This window comes from Chryseobacterium sp. HR92 (assembly GCF_045689405.1).
GTDB classification, from domain to species: Bacteria; Bacteroidota; Bacteroidia; order Flavobacteriales; family Weeksellaceae; genus Chryseobacterium; species Chryseobacterium viscerum_A.
On sequence record NZ_CP139139.1, the window covers coordinates 1,154,249 to 1,172,276 of the forward strand.

General features: G+C 35.8%; 15 protein-coding genes. 10 read left to right on the forward strand and 5 right to left on the reverse strand.

Annotated features, from left to right (window positions below):
- Positions 1 to 32 precede the first annotated feature (32 nt).
- The 5 genes from SFA27_RS05230 (at position 33) to SFA27_RS05250 (ending at position 6,363) form a co-directional block, all read left to right on the forward strand.
- Positions 33 to 2,453: a TonB-dependent receptor plug domain-containing protein gene (locus tag SFA27_RS05230; protein WP_407296814.1), complete on the forward strand. Its 2,421-nt coding sequence runs from the start codon at positions 33 to 35 to the stop codon at positions 2,451 to 2,453.
- 192 nt (positions 2,454 to 2,645) lie between these two features.
- Positions 2,646 to 3,215, forward strand: coding sequence for a cob(I)yrinic acid a,c-diamide adenosyltransferase (locus SFA27_RS05235; protein WP_264517157.1), 570 nt, complete (start codon positions 2,646 to 2,648; stop codon positions 3,213 to 3,215).
- Entirely contained in the window at positions 3,205 to 3,852 is a 648-nt protein-coding gene (locus SFA27_RS05240; protein ID WP_047378721.1) for a thiamine diphosphokinase, read from the forward strand. Before SFA27_RS05235 ends, SFA27_RS05240 begins: the two co-directional genes overlap by 11 nt.
- A 118-nt stretch (positions 3,853 to 3,970) precedes the next feature.
- Positions 3,971 to 4,846 carry a tyrosine-protein phosphatase gene (locus tag SFA27_RS05245; protein ID WP_407296816.1) on the forward strand — a complete coding sequence of 292 codons (876 nt, stop codon included), beginning with the start codon at positions 3,971 to 3,973 and terminating at the stop codon, positions 4,844 to 4,846.
- A 122-nt stretch (positions 4,847 to 4,968) separates the two neighbouring features.
- A complete protein-coding gene (locus SFA27_RS05250) occupies positions 4,969 to 6,363 on the forward strand; it encodes a decarboxylase (protein WP_047378719.1) in 1,395 nt (464 codons plus the stop codon).
- Between the two features lie 110 nt (positions 6,364 to 6,473).
- Here the strand turns inward: SFA27_RS05250 and SFA27_RS05255 are convergent, their stop codons facing one another.
- Entirely contained in the window at positions 6,474 to 7,133 is a 660-nt protein-coding gene (locus tag SFA27_RS05255) for an HAD family hydrolase (protein WP_407296818.1), read from the reverse strand.
- A 190-nt stretch (positions 7,134 to 7,323) separates the two neighbouring features.
- Here SFA27_RS05255 and speB point away from each other — a divergent pair, with 190 nt between their 5' ends.
- From speB to SFA27_RS05270, 3 genes are all read left to right on the forward strand, one after another.
- On the forward strand, positions 7,324 to 8,181 hold the full coding sequence (gene speB / locus SFA27_RS05260) for an agmatinase (protein ID WP_047095921.1): 858 nt from the start codon (positions 7,324 to 7,326) through the stop codon (positions 8,179 to 8,181).
- A gap of 69 nt (positions 8,182 to 8,250) precedes the next feature.
- The gene (locus tag SFA27_RS05265) at positions 8,251 to 9,093 is read left to right on the forward strand and encodes a bifunctional helix-turn-helix domain-containing protein/methylated-DNA--[protein]-cysteine S-methyltransferase (protein ID WP_407296820.1); all 843 of its coding nucleotides are present in this window, start codon (positions 8,251 to 8,253) and stop codon (positions 9,091 to 9,093) included.
- A gap of 201 nt (positions 9,094 to 9,294) precedes the next feature.
- On the forward strand, positions 9,295 to 9,903 hold the full coding sequence (locus SFA27_RS05270) for an alpha-ketoglutarate-dependent dioxygenase AlkB family protein (protein ID WP_407298162.1): 609 nt from the start codon (positions 9,295 to 9,297) through the stop codon (positions 9,901 to 9,903).
- Positions 9,904 to 10,041: 138 nt separating this feature from the next.
- On the opposite strand, the gene SFA27_RS05275 is transcribed toward SFA27_RS05270, so the two are convergent.
- The 4 genes from SFA27_RS05275 to SFA27_RS05290 all read right to left on the reverse strand — a co-directional run bounded on the left by SFA27_RS05275 (position 10,042) and on the right by SFA27_RS05290 (position 15,807).
- Positions 10,042 to 11,901, reverse strand: a complete 1,860-nt coding sequence (locus SFA27_RS05275) for a CocE/NonD family hydrolase (RefSeq protein ID WP_264517162.1) — start codon at positions 11,899 to 11,901, stop codon at positions 10,042 to 10,044.
- 129 nt (positions 11,902 to 12,030) lie between these two features.
- Positions 12,031 to 14,796 (reverse strand): outer membrane beta-barrel protein, encoded by a 2,766-nt coding sequence (locus SFA27_RS05280; protein WP_407296822.1) that lies wholly within the window; start codon positions 14,794 to 14,796, stop codon positions 12,031 to 12,033.
- Between the two features lie 94 nt (positions 14,797 to 14,890).
- The gene (locus SFA27_RS05285; protein ID WP_047378714.1) at positions 14,891 to 15,310 is read right to left on the reverse strand and encodes an SH3 domain-containing protein; all 420 of its coding nucleotides are present in this window, start codon (positions 15,308 to 15,310) and stop codon (positions 14,891 to 14,893) included.
- An 8-nt stretch (positions 15,311 to 15,318) separates the two neighbouring features.
- Complete coding sequence (locus SFA27_RS05290) at positions 15,319 to 15,807, reverse strand: BON domain-containing protein (RefSeq protein ID WP_047378713.1); 489 nt, start codon at positions 15,805 to 15,807, stop codon at positions 15,319 to 15,321.
- Between the two features lie 220 nt (positions 15,808 to 16,027).
- Between SFA27_RS05290 and SFA27_RS05295 the strand changes: the two genes are divergently transcribed.
- Both SFA27_RS05295 and SFA27_RS05300 read left to right on the forward strand, forming a co-directional pair.
- Positions 16,028 to 17,278, forward strand: coding sequence for a dicarboxylate/amino acid:cation symporter (locus tag SFA27_RS05295; RefSeq protein ID WP_047378712.1), 1,251 nt, complete (start codon positions 16,028 to 16,030; stop codon positions 17,276 to 17,278).
- Between the two features lie 8 nt (positions 17,279 to 17,286).
- Positions 17,287 to 18,009 (forward strand): phytanoyl-CoA dioxygenase family protein, encoded by a 723-nt coding sequence (locus SFA27_RS05300; protein ID WP_407296825.1) that lies wholly within the window; start codon positions 17,287 to 17,289, stop codon positions 18,007 to 18,009.
- Positions 18,010 to 18,028 lie beyond the last annotated feature (19 nt).

Genomic DNA, 18,028 nt, shown 5'->3' on the forward strand with positions numbered 1-18,028 from the left:
TCATTAGATTTATTGAATAATTGTCAAATCACATGAAAGAGAAATCATTTAATAAAAAAATCTGTGTATTAGTATTAAGCGGAGCTGGTGCAATGGGATATGCTCAGGACAGCATAAAACAAAATAAAATAGATGAAGTTGTGGTTACAACGGGTAGAACTAAGCCCAGAACCATTATTACCTCAGCAATTCCTATTGATAATATTTCTGCTGTACAATTAAAATCCACAGGGCAAACTACTTTTGATAAAGCCTTAACCTACGCTGTTCCATCTTTTAATTCATCACAGCAAACTGTTTCTGATGCAACGGCTCATTTTGATCCGGCAGATTTAAGAGGATTAGGGCCATCCAGAACATTAGTGTTAGTCAATAATAAAAGAAAAAATCAAAGTGCTCTCATTTATGTCAATGATACACCGGGAAAAGGTGAGGTAGGTACGGATCTGAAAAGTATTCCATCTGCTGCCTTACAGAATGTAGAGGTATTGAGAGATGGTGCATCTGCACAATACGGTTCTGATGCTATTGCAGGAGTGATCAATATTATTCTTAAGAACAGCGTTGGAAAAAGTACAGTCAATCTTTTTTCAGGTATTACTTCAAAAGGAGATGGTTTTAATATCGGAGCAGATTTTAATACAGGAATCAAGGTTGCAAAAAATGGAAGTCTGAATCTTACCTTAGGATTTTCATCCCAAAATAAAACTAACCGTGCAGGTTCTGTTACAAAAGATGAACTTTTTGGTGTAGATAATGCCTGGACGCAAGCTAATCCTGGTTTAGGAATGATTATAGGGCAGCCGGACACAAAAGTTGCCAATATGTTTGTCAATTTTGAGTTGCCAACAAGTGAAACAGGTAAATTTTATGCTTTTGGTGGTACAACTTACAGGAATGGGACCAGTTATGGTTTGTATAGAACACCTTATTGGGTAACTTCTGATTTTGGTTTATTAACTCCAAAAGGACAACCTTACAATGGATTTCAGCCTGAATTTAAAACGGATGTTTATGATTATAATTTAACCTCAGGGTGGAAAGGCATGTTTGGAAAATGGAGTTTTGATGGTAGTGCAACTTTTGGTTCTAATGCAGTAGATTATGTTGTGGGAAATACCATTAATGTTTCTTTGGGTGCAAATTCACCAACCAGTTTTAAAGCAGGTGGACACCAGTTCAGTAATATTATAGGAAACATAGATGTCAGCCGAGATTTTGGTGCGCTTGTTTTAGGAGCTGGAGCAGAAGTGCGCAATGAAAATTATCAAGCAAGGGCAGGAGAAGAGGCATCTTATATAGGAAGTGGTGCAGAATCATTTCCAGGACTGCAGTCTCAAAATGAAGTTAATAAAAATCGTCAGAATATTGGAGCTTATATGAATGCTGAATGGGATATTACGAAAAACCTGTTGATTGGAGGAACTGTGAGATATGAAAACTTTAGTGATTTTGGAAATAATGTTTCCTGGAAAGGAAATGCGAGGTATAAATTGTTGGATGATAAATTAGTTTTCCGCGGGTCTGTTTCTACAGGATTCCGAGCACCCTCATTACACCAGATTTATTATTCCAATGTTCAAACCAAAATTACAGGGAATACTGTAGCTAATCAGGGTACTTTTAATAATGACTCTCAAATTGTAAGATCCGATCTTGGTGTACCCAAATTAAATGCTGAAAAAGCCTTTAACATTACTGGAGGATTTGCCGTAAAACCTTTTAAAAACCTTACGATTACAGCAGATTATTACAGAATAAAAATTAAAGACAGGGTACTTTTCTCGGGAGATATTGGTTACAAAACAGGTGCTCCTGGGAGTCCGGATCTAACAAACCCTGTGGAAGTAATATTAGACAATAATAAAATAACTTCCCTGAAGTTTTTCACCAATGCTGTAAATACAGTTACCCAGGGGGTAGATTTCGTTGCAAATTATTATACTTCCGCTATTGGTAAAGGAAGATTGGGAGTTATCGCAGCTTTCAATTATAACGAAACTAAAATAGTAGATAATATTGCCGTTCCGAATATTTTGGCTGAAAATGGGTACTCAGAAAACTTTTTTGATAGAAAAGAACAATCAAGAATTACCTCTGCAAGACCCAAAACAAAAACTATACTTAGTCTTTCGTATGACATTTCAAAGTTTAATTTTAACCTTAATAATACTTACTTTGGGTCTGTTACCTGGCAGCATGCAACTGATCCTGCTAAAGATCAGACATTTTCTGGAAAGGTCATTACAGACATAGTTTTAACCTATAAAATCACCAAAGATCTTAAAGTTTCCGGAGTTGTAAATAATCTATTTAATATTTATCCGGATGTCATAGACAGCAAAGGAGATATAGTAACAGATCTTGGAGGAAGATTTAAGTATCCTTGGGAGGTGAATCAGTTCGGATTTAACGGAACAACTTTTCAGCTCAATGTTAATTATACTTTTTAATCTCTAAATAAGAGAATTAACATTTGCTTTGTCATACTTAAAAAGGACAGGCAATTTCAAAAGATATAAAACCCACCTACAAATATTAGCTGACATTAGAATTAATGTCAGCTAATTATTTTTTCAGGCAGAATAGGCAGTTATTGCTACTTTTTACATTGTACTTTATACAAAAAAAGGTATTTTAGTACTATGAAAATTTATACGAAAACAGGAGATAAAGGTCAGACGGCATTATATGGCGGAACAAGAGTTTCTAAAGCCAGTGCCAGAGTAGACAGTTATGGAAATATAGATGAGCTGAATTCATTCATCGGGATTGCCAAAAGTCATATCGCAGATGAAGAAGTTTTAAAACAACTTAAGAAAATACAGTTTGATTTGTTTACTGTAGGTTCCGAGGCTGCTACGCCAACAGATAAACTGATGCTGGCCAACGGAAAATCACGCCTTCCGATTATTATTTCAGAAACAGAAATTGAAGAATTGGAACAGTGGATGGATGCTTTTGAAGACAAACTGGAGCCACTTCAATATTTTATTCTTCCAGGGGGTGGAAAATCTGCCACTTTTTTACATGCTGCAAGAACCATCTGCAGAAGAGCAGAACGCTCATTGGTATTTTTGAATGAATCCGAAGAAGTGCGTCCTGAATTGATTAAATATTTAAACAGACTTTCAGATTATCTTTTTGTGTTGGCAAGATATATTTCAAAACTGAACAACGAACCGGAAGAATACTGGAACCCGAATGAGAGATAAAGCATTACTTTTCATCAACGGAGATGCTCCAAAATCGCTACCCAATCCGGAAAACTATAGTTTGATTGCCTGTACAGACGGTGCTTTTCATTATTTAAAAAGAATGAATTTTCCTCTGGGTAAGCTGGATTTTATATCCGGGGATTTTGATTCACATTCCGGATCAGATGAAGATATGTATCAGGGAAAATTTATCCTTACATTGGATCAGGAGAAAACAGATTTTCATAAAGCTTTGGAAATCATTTTGGAAAAAGGCTTTTTGGAGATTGATGTTTTCGGAGGAAGTGGAGGTGAACAGGATCACTTTCTGGGAAATCTTACCGTTGCCTATGCATTCAAAGACCGGATGAACATTAAATTTTATGACGAATTTTCAGAATATTATTTTATTCCCAATTATTTTAAATTAGAAGGAGTGAAAAATAGAATGATTTCTCTCTATCCATTTCCATCAGTGAATAATATTACAACAAAAGGACTCAACTGGCCTTTGACAAATGAAATCCTAAGTATTACCTCGAGAATAGGAACCCGGAATTTTGCCGTTGAAGATGAAGTTTTCGTAGAATATGAATCAGGTGATGTCTTGTTATTTGTAGGAATGAGTGAAATAGAATATCCTGCAATCTATTAAAGGTTTTTATCGAGTAGTTACCCTATCAATAGAAACGGGCTTTAGCCAAAACTTAGAAAGTTGGCAAATGAAAAGATTTTACAGGCTTGTTACTAATTCTCACATAAAATAAAAATTATTGAATAAACTAATCAAAATATCAGTTTTCACCATTTCATTATGCAGTGTTTTCTCATGCAAAACACAGCATTTTGAAACCCCTGAATATGGAAAAAGTGAGACTGAAAAAGTGATTCATATCAAGAAAGTAACCAATTTCCGGACGGTAGGAAATATTAAAAATACAGAAGGAAGAACACTGAAAGAAGGAAAACTTTACCGAAGTGCCCATCTTAATAAGCTTAAAAGGAAATCTTTTGACGATCTTGAAAAATTGGGAATCAAAGAGATTATTGATCTTAGAAATTCAAAGGAAATTGCTCAGAAACCTGATCAGCTTCCTTCATGTACAGTTTACAAAAAATATTCAGCGTTTGAAGATGAGGGAGATCAGCTGGCCCAGGCAAAAAAACTGGTTCTGAAAGGTAAAGTGAATGCTTCTGATGCAGACAAGAGAATGATAGATTTCTATCGGGAATACGTTACGGAAAACCCGGAAATCATAAAGAAAATCATCACTGATATCCTGGAATCTGAAGATCCTGTTTTGTACCACTGTACTGCAGGAAAAGATAGAACAGGAATTACCACAGCGCTCATCTTAACTATACTGAAGTTTGATAAAGAGACTATTTATAATGAATATCTTCTATCCAACAACTATAGAAAAGATATGGTTCAGAAAAGACTTCGCCTTGCCAATAGCTTACATTTTATCTATCCAAAGATGGATTTACAGGTGCTGGAAAAACTGAGCTGGGTAGAAAAAAGATACCTTGATGCCGCTTTTGGTGAGATTGATAAAAAATATGGTTCCACAGATGCCTATATTCAGCAGGTATTAGGAATTTCAGATATCAAAAGAACAGAGTATATTCAAAAGTTTACCTATTGATTATCAGAGATAAATTTTTGCAGGATACAATATTGGGTCTTTATTTAAAATTATAATAATTTTAACACCCGAAAATCAAACTTTTTTAGCAATTTTGCATTTCTTAATTCACTTGTTTAGAAATGAAAATAAAGTACTCGGAACTTATTGATCAGACATTATATTTTCCTACGGAGGAATTTAATGTATCTGAGAACAATTTGTTGTTTCACGACGTTCCATTGATGGATGTGGTTGAACAATTTGGCACTCCGCTAAAGATTAGCTATCTGCCGAGAATTTCTCAAAATATTCAGAAGGCCAAAAGCTGGTTTAAAGAAGCTTTTGAAAAAACCGGATATAAAAAGAATTATACCTACTGCTATTGCACAAAATCCAGTCATTTCAATTTCGTATTGGAAGAAGCTTTGAAGAATGATATTTCGATAGAAACCTCTTCTGCTTATGACATGGATATTGTAAAATCCCTTTACGAAAAAGGAAAGGTAGATAAAAACATTGAAGTAATCTGTAATGGTTTTAAAACAGATGATTATCTGACAAATATTTCAGATATGATCAACAATGGTTTTGAAAATATTACCCCGATTCTTGATAATTACAGAGAATTAGATAAACTTACGGAAAGTATTGATTCTACCTTCAATATCGGGATCAGAATTGCATCAGAGGAAGAACCGAAATTCGAGTTCTATACCTCAAGATTAGGAATCGGATATAAAGATATTATTCCTTATTACAGCCAGAAGATTGCCGAACACCCGAATGCAAGATTGAAAATGCTTCACTTCTTCATCAATACCGGGATCAAAGATACTTCTTACTACTGGAACGAATTGTATAAATGTCTTCGTGTATACGCACGTTTGAAAAAAATTGCTCCGGAAGTAAATTCATTGAATATCGGAGGTGGTTTTCCAATCAAAACTTCTTTGAATTTTGATTACGACTATCAGTATATGGTAGAAGAGATCGTTTCTCAGATCAAAAAATTCTGTGAAGAAGAAGGTGTAGAAGAACCTAATATCTATACAGAATTCGGAAGCTTTACTGTAGGAGAAAGCGGAGCGAATCTTTATAAAATCATTTCTCAGAAACGTCAGAATGACAGGGAAAAATGGAATATGATTGACTCTTCTTTCATGACCACTCTTCCTGATACATGGGCGATTTCAAGACACTTTATCATGCTTCCGCTTAACCGTTGGGAAGATTCTTATGAAAGGGTATTCTTAGGAGGACTGACGTGTGATTCAGATGATTATTATAACTCCGAACAGCATACCAACGCAATTTATTTACCGGTTTTCAGTGATACTAAGCCATTGTATATTGGATTCTTCCATACTGGAGCTTATCAGGAAACAATTGGAGGATATGGTGGAGTACACCATTGTCTGATGCCTCAGCCGAGACACGTCCTGATCCAAAAGGATGAAAACGGTGAGTTGCAATATGAAATTTTCCGTGAAAAGCAGGAACCGGAAGATATCCTGAAAATTCTTGGGTATAAATAATTTATGATCAATAGGAATGGGCTTTAGCCCATTTACAATCAATAGAAAAGTCAATTGGCTTTAGCCAAAACTTATAAAACAAAAGCTCTCAGATTCTGAGAGCTTTTTATTTAGAAATACATTGAAATTTTATCAAGTTCGAGTTCCTTATAATCAGTAACTACAGTATCTGCCAGCGTATAATCCTGATTTTTTGAATGAGGACTTCTGTAAGCTGCACAGAAAATTTTGGCTCTGTGTGCAGCAAGAATTCCATTGGTAGAATCTTCAATCACCATACAGTTTTCAACAGGTTCTTCTGCCATTTCTGCAGCTAGTAAAAAAACTTCAGGATGAGGTTTTGATTCTTTTAAATCGGCACCACTGATCTTTCCGCTGAAATATTTTTCCAACCCGAATTTTTCAAAAACCATATTGATTGTTACCATGGTGGCTGAAGAAGCCAGAATAAGCTTTATTCCATTTTCATGATAATGTTCGATCAGTTTTCTTACCCCTGGGATTAAATCAAATTCATCATCATTATAAAAATAATCTTTGAAATGAGACCTTTTGATTCCCGCAATGGATTCATAAGTCTGATTTAAATTAAATTCATTGATCAAAGTTTCAGAAACTCTTTTGGTGGAAGCCCCGGTAAAAGAGGTATACAGCTCTTCGGAAACAGCAATTTCCAATTCATCAAACGTTTTGAAATAAGCTTTTCTATGCAATGGCTCTGTATCTACAATCACTCCATCCATATCGAAAAGAACAGCTTTTAAAGGCATATAATGAGTTTTGTACAAAAATAACTATTTGAGTTGAGAATGGAAAGGGAATAAAGGTAATAGATGATAGGTAGCAGGTTTGTAACTCACAAACTCTCCGACACTCTTACTCTCCAACTCATAAACTCTTTGTATCTTTGTGGAATCTATTAATTTTTCAATCATTTAATTTTTTAATTAATAATTATATATGAAAACATACGCAGGAATTCCCGAGGAAAACGCAACGCTAGAGAATTCGAAAGTAATGTTGGTAACTGTTCCTTATGATGGAACTTCAACATGGGGAAAGGGAGCCGATAAAGGTCCTGAATTATTCTTAGATGCTTCTGAAAACATGGAGCTTTATGATATTGAAACCCAAACAGAACCTTACCTTCAGGGAGTATATCTGGCAGGAGAAGTTTCTGAAAATTCAAGCCCGGAAGCAATGACAGAAGCTGTTTACCAGAAAACAAAAGAACTTTTGAACAATGAAGGGAAAGTATTTACTTTATTTGGAGGTGAACACTCTGTGTCTATCGGTTCTATCCGTGCAGTAGGAGAGAAATTTGAAAACCTTACCGTTCTTCAGTTAGATGCTCATACAGATTTACGTCCTGAGTTCCATGGTTCTACTTCTAATCATGCTTGCGCTGTATTTGAAGCGAACCAGAAACATAACTTGGTTCAGGTGGGAATCCGTTCTATGGATGCTGAAGAAGCTCAATATTTACCAGAAGGAAGAGTATTCTTTGCTCACGAGATTGCAAACAACGAGAACTGGGTGAATGATGTATTGGAAAAAGTTTCAGGAAACGTTTATATCACGATTGATTTAGATGCTTTTGATCCTTCCATTGCTCCTTCTACAGGAACTCCTGAACCAGGTGGATTACAATGGTATCCAACACTGGAATTATTAAGAAAAGTATTTGAAAAATGTAATGTAGTAGCATTTGACATTGTAGAATTAATGGATTCCCCAATGGCTAAGCCAACAGCTTTCCTTGCCGCTAAGTTATATTATAAAATGCTTGCTTATAACGATATTTATAACAACAACTAATATTCCGCAAGAATCGGATTTTTTCTGCCGTATATTCTTTGGAAATTTGTGAGGTAAAATAATAATACAATGTCCACACAAAATCAGATAGATTATAACAGAATTGCTAAGGCGATAGAATATATCCAGAGCAATTTCAGGCTTCAGCCAAGTTTGGAGGAAGTGGCAGAGAATATTCACTTAAGTCCCGCCCATTTTCAGAAAATCTTTACAGATTGGGCAGGAACAAGTCCGAAAAAGTTTTTGCAGTTCATTAGTCTTGAACACGCTAAAAACCTATTGAAGGAAGAAAAAGCAAGTTTGTTTGATACCGCTTACGAGACAGGGTTTTCCAGTACCAGCAGGCTTCATGACCTGTTTGTAAAGGTAGAAGGAATGTCTCCGGCAGAATATAAAAATGGCGGAAAAAGCCTTAGTATTCATTACAGTTTTTCTGAAAGTCCTTTCGGAAATATAATAGTAGCTTCTACAGAAAAAGGAATCTGCTATATGGCTTTTGAAGACAATAAAGAAACAGCATTAGGGGAGCTGAAACAGAAGTTCCCCAATGCTTCTTTTACTGAACTGCAAGATAACCTTCAAAAGAATGCATTGTCCATATTTGATAAAGACTGGACAAAACTCAATACAATAAAATTACATTTAAAAGGAACCGATTTCCAGCTTAAAGTCTGGGAAAGCCTGTTGACAATCCCCATGGGAAAATTGTCTACTTATGGCAGCCTTGCCGAAAAAATAGGAAACCCTAAAGCATCCAGAGCGGTGGGAACAGCTATTGGAAGTAACCCTGTTGCATTTCTTATTCCATGCCACCGTGTGATCCAGTCTACCGGACATCTCGGCGGATACCGTTGGGGAAGTGACAGGAAACAGCTGATTGTAGGTTGGGAAGGTTCACATATTTATTCTTGAAATACCATGTATTGATAGGTTTTGGCTAAAGCCAATGTGTTTCTTGTTCCTGATTAAACGGGCTAAAACCCATTCCTATTGATGAATTCTACTGTGTCATTTGTGAAAAATATTGGTGTAATTTGTGTTTAACTATAAGAATAATAAATACATTTTACATTGTACTTTTTACAAAATAAAGCATTTAATTAAAAAACTATGATGAGCCTCTTTGAAGAAATATCAGACTATCCCTTAAACATACTTCCACATGACGGAACCGTTCATTATTATGGAAAGATTTTTTCTAAAGAACTTTCAGATTCTTTTTATACCTATTTACTGAAACAGATTCCATGGGAAAATGATGAAGCAATCATCTTTGGAAAACTGATTTTAACCAAAAGAAAAGTGGCCTGGTTCGGAGAAAAACCTTTTGAATATACGTATTCTAAACGGACAAAATATGCAAAATTCTGGACTCCGGAATTACTGGAACTAAAAAAAAGATGTGAGGAAGTTTCAGGAGAAACCTACAATTCATGTCTACTCAATTTATATCATGACGGAAGTGAAGGAATGGCCTACCACAGTGATGGTGAAACAGATCTGAAAAAACACGGAGCCATTGCTTCTCTGACTTTCGGAGCGGAAAGAAAGTTTTTATTTAAACATAAAACAACCAAAGAAAAGGCAGAAGTATTCCTGGAAAACGGAAGCTTATTAATTATGAAAGGAACTACACAGGATAACTGGCTTCACAGGCTTCCGCCCACGACAAAGGTGAAAACTCCCAGAGTAAACCTGACCTTTAGAACCATTGAAGAATAATTTATTTTCAGGATTTTATCAATAAGAGTGGGCTTTAGCCCACTTAAATAAAAAAACAGATTCATCTGGCTTTAGCCGAAACCTAAAAAAACAGTTCCTAAAAACAAAAAAGCTGTTCAGACGAACAGCTTTTTCAATTTATTTTAAAACTTCAGCTTCAATGGAGCTGTCATCATATATTTTAATAAATGCCTTGGTATAATCCTCTTTGTTGGCAAAATTCGGATTGTCCATAAATTTCTGAGGGTTGATCGCAAAAAGCGGGAACCACGTACTGCTGATCTGAATCTGGATTTTATGTCCTTTTTTGAAGGTGTGAACCACATCCTGAAGTCTGAAATTAACAGCCGTTTTCTGATTAGGAATCAAAGCCTCTCCCTTTTCTCTCGTATTTCTGAATCTGGCAGGCATTATTTCACTTCTTACCATCTGATGATAGTTACCATATATAACACCATCTTTCTTTTCTGCAGGTTTAAAATCTTCAGGGTAAACGTCAATTAGTTTTACGGCAAAATCGGCATCTGTAGAAGTGGATGCAATGTTCAGTTTGGCCATAATCTCTCCTGCAAATGCAATATCTTCTGTCAGAACATCTGTTGTGAAAGTCAATACATCGGGTCTTCCTACTGCAAATCTCTGATCTTCCGACATGTAATTTTTCGGAGTGAAGCCATTGAAATCTTTTAAGTGATCTGAGCTTACAACAGGATTGTTAGGATCACTGTAATATTCAGAATATCCTTGTCCGGAAGTTTTTTTCAAGGTTTTATCAGCTAAATAAAAATTAACTTTCTGAGCATTTTTAGGCGGATAAGAAGCAAATTCTTTCCATTCTTTAGCTCCGGTGTCATACATTAGTGCTTCAGGAAGTCCGGCATCTTCTTTTGTGTTGCCTTTCAAATAATGATTGAAGAATCTGGTTTCAATATTTTTCTGATAATAGGTTGCAATACTGTCACCAAAATAGGTTTCGCTGTGGAAATGTTTACCCTGCTCCTGAGACCAGCCGCCATGAGAGAAAGGTCCCATTACAATTGTATTTTTAGCTTTAGGACTTGTTTTTTCGATAGTTTTATAAATATTCAAAGGACCGGAAAGATCTTCTGCATCAAACCATCCTCCAACAGTCATTACAGCATGATTGATATTCTTCAGATGAGGAAGAAGCCCTCTTTTTTGCCAGAATTCATCATAGTTGGTATGGTTCATAATTTCTGTCATGAAGAAATTATTTTTGTAATATTTTTCATATCCGTCCTTTAGAGTACCCATATCTCTGTAGAACTTTAATCCGTCTTCAGAAGTCTGTTTAACGAAAGAATCCATATACCACGCCTGTTTTTCCGGCTGTGTTTTCTGAACTCCAAAAACAGGAAATGTTCTGAAATAGCCAAGCATAAATCTTCCGTTATGAAGGAAATCATCATTCCAGAAATCAGAAATCGGAGCCTGAGGAGATGAAGCAACCAAAGCAGGATGTTGTGACAACGTTCCTACAGCAGTATAGAACCCAGGATAAGAGGTCCCGAACTGACCTGCTTTTCCATTATTATCCTTGATGTTTTTCAAAAGCCATTCGATGGTATCATAGGTATCTGTACTTTCATCAACATCTTTTTTAGTTTTTCGCTCTACCTGAGGAGTCATATTGGTAAAAGTACCTTCACTCATATATCTTCCGCGTACATCCTGGTACACAAAAATATACTTGTCTTTCATCAGATAGGTGTTGGGACCTACCTTTGTTTTATATTCATTCTCTCCGTATGGGGCAATGCTGTAGCAGGTTCTCTGCATCAGAAACGGATATTTGTTTTTGTTTGATATATCTTTCGGGATATATACGGCTGTGAAAAGTTTCACTCCATCACGCATCGGAATATAAAATTCTTTCTTGGTGAAATTGTCTTTAACGAAAGTATCTTTCTGTTCCGTCTTCTGAGCTTTTCCAAGAATGAAAAAAAGAATACATAATACTGAAATATGGATTTTCATAAAAAAAATTTGCTGCTAATTTAAAAATAAAAACACGTTTATTGATACATCTTGGTTGTATTCATAAAAATAGCCGGAAAGATCCGGCCATTATCAAAAATATATATATAAAAGTATGGTGTTGTATTATTACATTTTTTTACCTGCAAACTTATTCAGCTTCATGCTGATAGAGAACATGATGTATCGTTTCAGAATCAGGTCTTCACGGTCTTCAAAATAAGAATCTGTGATGGTTCTTTTTACGCTTTGATTTTGATTTAAAACATCATAGATCTTCACTTTTGCTGTAAATTGTTTTTTGTAGAATGAGTAGCCCAGACTGGTATTCCAGAAGTAGAAGTCTTTTTTAAAGCCAGGAGCAATATTGGAGCTGGTGTTATATTCAAAATCATTTCCAAATACAAATCCACCTTTCAGCATATAATTGGTCAGTTCCAGTTTTAATGACTGGTTGGCTGTATTTATCTTGTTTATACTATAATTGGTGTAGTTTGAGAAGCTGTACCCAAGTCTGTAAGAGGGTTTAATCGTCATTTTATCCTTGATTTCATAGACCAGGTTAAGTCCCGGATTAAGATTGTATGAATTGCTGGTGAACGATTGGCCGTCGATAAAACCATTATTATAGGCATAATTCATACTGAACCTTGGACTGATGGTAAGTTTGTTGTTGTTCCATTTCAGGGTTTTGCTTAATCCTCCGCTGGCGTTAATGCTTTTATTTCCGCTCACGTTATCATAAGTAACAATTTGTTTTCCTGCATTATCATATTTCGTAAAATTGATGATATCATTGTTTCTGTAGGTAAAGCCCACATTGATATAATAGCTGAGATCTTTTACCTTGTTATAATTGCTGAAATATAGAGAAAGATTGTTGGTCCAAGTGTTTTTCAGATCAGGATTTCCCTGATAGGTTGCCAAAGGATTGGTTTCATCCTTATACGGAGTAAGCTGTTCTGCCGTTGGGATCGTGTAATTGGAGGAGTTGTAAATACTTAGATTTTTTCCTTCACCAAGCTGGTAGTAAAGGTTTAGATCATATTCAGGCAGTACAAAATTTTTCTGCAGATCATATTGTTGTCCGTTAAAGATAGAATTTACTTTCATATCCGAAATATTAAGATGCACAGAAGCCCAGAAGTTGAGTTTGTTTTTGTTGATCTGATAAGCTAGTTCAGGAGAGATTTGATTGATTCTCTGCCTCATATTGTTGGATAAAAGTTGATTATATTTGGTGTAATCACCTGTTGCATTATCAAAATCATTTACATTTCTAAGATCTCTGGATGATCTTGTTTCATATTTTACTTCAAAACTTACACTGGACGAATCGGAAATGGGTTCTGTATATCCCGCATTGAAATTAAACGTATTATTCTGATTTTTATTTTTGGCTAACTGATCTCTGTTGTCAACAGTAGTGCCGCTTTGCTGATAGAAGGTGTTCTGAGACTGATTCAGATTATCCCTTTTAGATTCAGAAATAGAACTGTTTATATTAGCTGAAACAGAACGTCCTTTTTTCTTGAATCTTCTTGAAAAATAGATGTTTGGATTAAATGAATTATTTTCAGAATCATTACTTGAATATGAATTACTTTCATTCAGAAGGCTGCCATTCTTTAAAGAAGATGATCGTGAGTTATTAAAACTAAAGCTGCTGTTTTTTGAAAATCTTGGAGAAAAATAAATACTTGTCAGGGAATCCAGTTTAACGTTTACTGAAGTATCAAAGCTGTATTGTTTGGATTCATTTTCTCCATTACTCTCAGAATTGGTCTGAAGGGTATAATCCGGTAGAAGGGTAGATCTTGAAGTTTTGGATCTTGTTTCTGTATTAGAATCGGAATGCATCAGACTGAAAGAATCCAGATCAGCATTTTTCCCCATTTTATCACTGTAATTCAATCCAATGGTTGTAGATCTTTGAATCCCTTTTGTACCGCCTCCCTGATTGTAATACGTCGTACTTCCTACCGTTGAGACTGATCCGCCCTGCATCATCCATGCATTCCGGCCGCTTCCCATACTGTCAAAAACCTCATCTCTGGAAAATCCCTGTGAATTGATATTGTTGGAAGAAGCAAGGATGCTTACTTTTGTGTCCCCTTTAAAATAACTGGCCAATCCGCTTGCTTCATACCGCTTATCTGATCCGTAACCAACTGTAAGTCTTGTCAGCAATCCTTTATTTTTCTTTTCGTCAATATTAAAGTTGATGGTGGTATTCTGAGATTTGGGTGCTTTCCCGCTAAGTTCTTCTTCCTTTGTTTTGGTTGTTGTAAACTGAATATTCTTGATGATATCTGCAGGTAAATTCTGCAGGGCAATTTTGCCATCTTTATCAAAGAAAGGTTTACCATTGATCATAATCTGATCCACTTCCTTCCCGTTAACCGTAATTTTTCCCTCATTGCTGATCTCAACACCAGGAATCTGCTTCAGCAGCTCCTCTATTTTACTGTCAGGTCGTACTTTGATTGCAGACGCACTGAACTCAATGGTATCTTTTTTAATTTTTACCGGTGATGCCGTGATTTTTATCTCATCAATATTGTTGACAATACCCTTTTTTTCAAGCTGAATATCTCCTAAAGATATAGACTGATCTATTTTCTCAAATTTTTTCGAATAAGGAGACTGTTTCTCGGCATCAATTTTTAGAATGGAAGGCTCTTTCATATCATCAATCTTCAGTGAGAATTTACCTTCTTTATTAGTTGCCGTGTAATTGACAATGGATGAATCTTTTTCTTTCAAAAGATAAACAGTGGCATTTTGTATCGATTTCTTTTCAGAATCTGATATTTTTCCATCGATGTGTAATTTTTGTGCATGCAGAATAAATGCTGTGAACATCAAAGCCAGTAGCAACAGAGTTTTCTTCATTGTTTTTTTCCAGGACGGTAAAAATATAAAAACATCCCAAAGGTGGGATGTTTCTATGCTTTTTTTATGAAAATTTATTATATTTTAATAGAAATTATGCTCTTAAATATCTTGAATAAGCATATCCTTCCTGACCTTCAGCTGTTTTCACTTTCCACCAGTCATCAGAAGTTTGTTCAATTAGAGTTACAGAAGAACCTTTAGCCGCTTTACCTACTACAGCAGCTTCAGTAGAAGGTTCCTGTCTGATATTCAGATTAGAATCTTCCGTTGCTACTGTTAAAGAAGCTCCTGAAGTAAGACCTGCAACCTGTACATCAATATTGATATCTGAAGCAGAATAAGTAGAATCAATAGCTCCTAAAGCATTCCATACAGCATCTTTAGCCGCAGTATTGGAAGCGTTTCCGGAAACATAAAGAATCCCGTCCTGCTCCTGAACCTGAAGATTTGAAATTCCTGCAGACTGTGCCGCTGAAACTACGCTTGAATATTTATCTTGTAATTCGCTCATTTTAATAATTATTTTACGATTAGGTTGTTGTTATACTTTCCGATTTTCAAAGCATCTACAGATTCTTTGATTTTTCTAGCCTGAAGGCCGGAAACATTTCCTGTAAGAGTAAGCTGTCCGTTTACAACTTCTACCTTTACAGAAGGGAAATCCTTCACCGCATCCTGAACTTTTTTCTGAACAGCAGGATCTACAGCAGAAGTGGTTTCAACAGGTGCAGGAGCAGGAGCAGCTGCTACAGTAGACATATCCATTACGTCTTTTACTCCGTTGATCGCTTTTAGTTTTGCGATCATCGCATCTTTAGACTGCTGATCTGCGAAAGTACCGCTTAAGTGAGCTACACCTTCTTTTACTTCAACAGAAGCATTGGGATTAGAAGTTACTACCGTTGTAGCCTGAGTCTGAAGGTCGGCATCAGAAATTTTCTTTTTACAAGAAATAGCACCGAAAGATACAGCTACAGCTAATGCAGCCATTGCAATAGTTTTTTTCATATTGTATATTTATTAATGTTGTTATACAATCAAATGTAATAATAAAATTTGTACCAAAAGAATAAAAATTCAATAAATGTTTCTTAATTTTTTTACAATATTTTCTAAACCAGGCTTTTAATTTTTAGGTATTAAAAACTTAATGTAAACTTAATGCTCATTGAAGAAAATCTTCTGCCAATTGAAAAACCATTATATTTGCGCAAATTGAACTATATATATGAAAGGACAGAATAAACTTTTTATAGCAATTATCATTGCCCTTCTTGTGGGAGTTGGAATTGGAGGTATTGTACACGTGAAGTATCCTGAGAATGCAGAACCTTTTTCCAAGAACATAAAACTGTTAGGAACGGTTTTTATCAGATTGGTACAGATGATTATTGCTCCATTGGTTTTTACGACATTAGTAGTGGGAATTGCCAAAATGAGTGATATCAAAATGATTGGAAGAGTAGGAACAAAAGCAATGCTTTGGTTTATTTCCGCTTCTCTGATTTCCCTTTTCATCGGGTTGATTCTCGTTAACTGGCTGGAGCCGGGACATGTCACAAAACTACCGATTCAGGACGTATCTTCTGCTGATGAGCTTCTTAAAAGCAGTAAAAGTTTTTCCATGGAAGACTTTGTCAAACATATGATTCCTAAAAGTTTATTTGAAGCCTTTGCTACCAATGAAGTATTGCAGATCGTGATATTTGCTGTGATGTTTGGAGTTGCACTTGCCAATTTAGGAGAAGAATATTCTAAGCCTGTGGTGAAGCTTTTTGATATCATCGCTCATGCGATTCTTAAAATGGTAGGATATATCATGTGGTTTGCTCCGCTGGGAGTATTGGGAGCTATTGCAGCAGTAGTAGCAACTAATGGTTTTGAAATCTTTAAAGTATATGCTATTTATCTGAGAGACTTCTTCTTTGCGATAGGAGTTCTTTGGCTGGTACTTTTACTGGTGGGGTATTTTATCTTAGGAAACCGTCTTTTCGATCTTTTGAAAAGAATTAAGGAGCCATTACTGATTGCCTTCTCTACAACGAGCTCAGAAGCAGTATTCCCGAAATTGGTGGAAGAATTGGAGAAATTCGGGTGCAACAGCAGAGTAGTATCTTTTATTTTACCCTTAGGATATTCATTCAACCTGGATGGAAGTATGATGTATATGACATTTGCCTCCATCTTTATTGCGCAGATCTACGGTATCGAAATGAGCCTTGGACAGCAGATCACCATGCTATTGGTATTAATGCTTACTTCAAAAGGAATTGCCGGTGTTCCGAGAGCTTCCCTGGTAATTATTGTGGCAACGTGTTCCATGTTTGGTATTCCACCGGAAGGAATTGCTTTAATCCTGCCAATTGACCATTTCTGTGATATGGGAAGAAGTATGACCAACGTGTTAGGAAATACATTGGCCACTTCAGCAGTTTCCAAATGGGAAGGACAGTTGACAGAACCATTAGACAAAATTTAAATAGAACAATGAGTTTAAATAACTTACAAAACAATAAAAGCCATATTCTTGAATATGGCTTTGCTGTTATCAATAATGTGTTTTCACAGAAAGAACTTGAAGAAATAAACCAAGTTCTTCAAAATATAGACACTTCAAAAGAGAATTTCAGAAAATCTGAAGCCCTTTTTGCCATAAGACAGTTTTTAAAAGAAGTCCCGGAAATCAAAGACCTTATTTTCAATGAAAACATTCGGAAAGTGGTGAAGGAAATCTTCGGGGAAAAATATTTTGTGGTCAAAAGTATTTATTTTGATAAGCCTGAAACCTCCAACTGGTATGTAGCCTATCATCAGGATCTGACTATTTCTGTTGATAAAAAGCTGGATCTGCCTGATTTTGGCCCATGGACAACTAAAAAGAATCAGTTTGCGGTACAGCCGCCACTGAATATTCTGGAAAATATTTATACCATCAGAATCCATCTGGATGATACCGATGAGAATAATGGCGCTTTGAAAGTAGTTCCCACATCTCATGCAAAAGGTATTTACAGACCGGAAACTATTGACTGGACTGTAGAAACAGAAGAAATCTGCAACGTGGAAAAAGGCGGAATTATGATCATGAAACCTTTAACGCTTCATGGATCCAACCGAACCACCAACGGAAAGAAAAGGAGAGTCATCCACATCGAATTTTCTGATATTGAACTTCCGGAAGTTCTGCAATGGTCGGAAAGAATGAATTGATAAAAAAATTGCCCTTCAA

What these genes read in the sequence shown, in the direction of transcription:
- SFA27_RS05230 (WP_407296814.1), top strand. Translation starts at nt 33, where the DNA reads ATGAAAGAGAAATCATTTAATAAAAAAATCTGTGTATTAGTATTAAGC.
- SFA27_RS05235 (WP_264517157.1), top strand. Translation starts at nt 2,646, where the DNA reads ATGAAAATTTATACGAAAACAGGAGATAAAGGTCAGACGGCATTATAT.
- SFA27_RS05240 (WP_047378721.1), top strand. Translation starts at nt 3,205, where the DNA reads ATGAGAGATAAAGCATTACTTTTCATCAACGGAGATGCTCCAAAATCG.
- SFA27_RS05250 (WP_047378719.1), top strand. Translation starts at nt 4,969, where the DNA reads ATGAAAATAAAGTACTCGGAACTTATTGATCAGACATTATATTTTCCT.
- SFA27_RS05255 (WP_407296818.1), bottom strand. Translation starts at nt 7,133, where the DNA reads ATGCCTTTAAAAGCTGTTCTTTTCGATATGGATGGAGTGATTGTAGAT.
- speB (WP_047095921.1), top strand. Translation starts at nt 7,324, where the DNA reads ATGAAAACATACGCAGGAATTCCCGAGGAAAACGCAACGCTAGAGAAT.
- SFA27_RS05265 (WP_407296820.1), top strand. Translation starts at nt 8,251, where the DNA reads ATGTCCACACAAAATCAGATAGATTATAACAGAATTGCTAAGGCGATA.
- SFA27_RS05270 (WP_407298162.1), top strand. Translation starts at nt 9,295, where the DNA reads ATGAGCCTCTTTGAAGAAATATCAGACTATCCCTTAAACATACTTCCA.
- SFA27_RS05275 (WP_264517162.1), bottom strand. Translation starts at nt 11,901, where the DNA reads ATGAAAATCCATATTTCAGTATTATGTATTCTTTTTTTCATTCTTGGA.
- SFA27_RS05280 (WP_407296822.1), bottom strand. Translation starts at nt 14,796, where the DNA reads ATGAAGAAAACTCTGTTGCTACTGGCTTTGATGTTCACAGCATTTATT.
- SFA27_RS05285 (WP_047378714.1), bottom strand. Translation starts at nt 15,310, where the DNA reads ATGAGCGAATTACAAGATAAATATTCAAGCGTAGTTTCAGCGGCACAG.
- SFA27_RS05290 (WP_047378713.1), bottom strand. Translation starts at nt 15,807, where the DNA reads ATGAAAAAAACTATTGCAATGGCTGCATTAGCTGTAGCTGTATCTTTC.
- SFA27_RS05295 (WP_047378712.1), top strand. Translation starts at nt 16,028, where the DNA reads ATGAAAGGACAGAATAAACTTTTTATAGCAATTATCATTGCCCTTCTT.
- SFA27_RS05300 (WP_407296825.1), top strand. Translation starts at nt 17,287, where the DNA reads ATGAGTTTAAATAACTTACAAAACAATAAAAGCCATATTCTTGAATAT.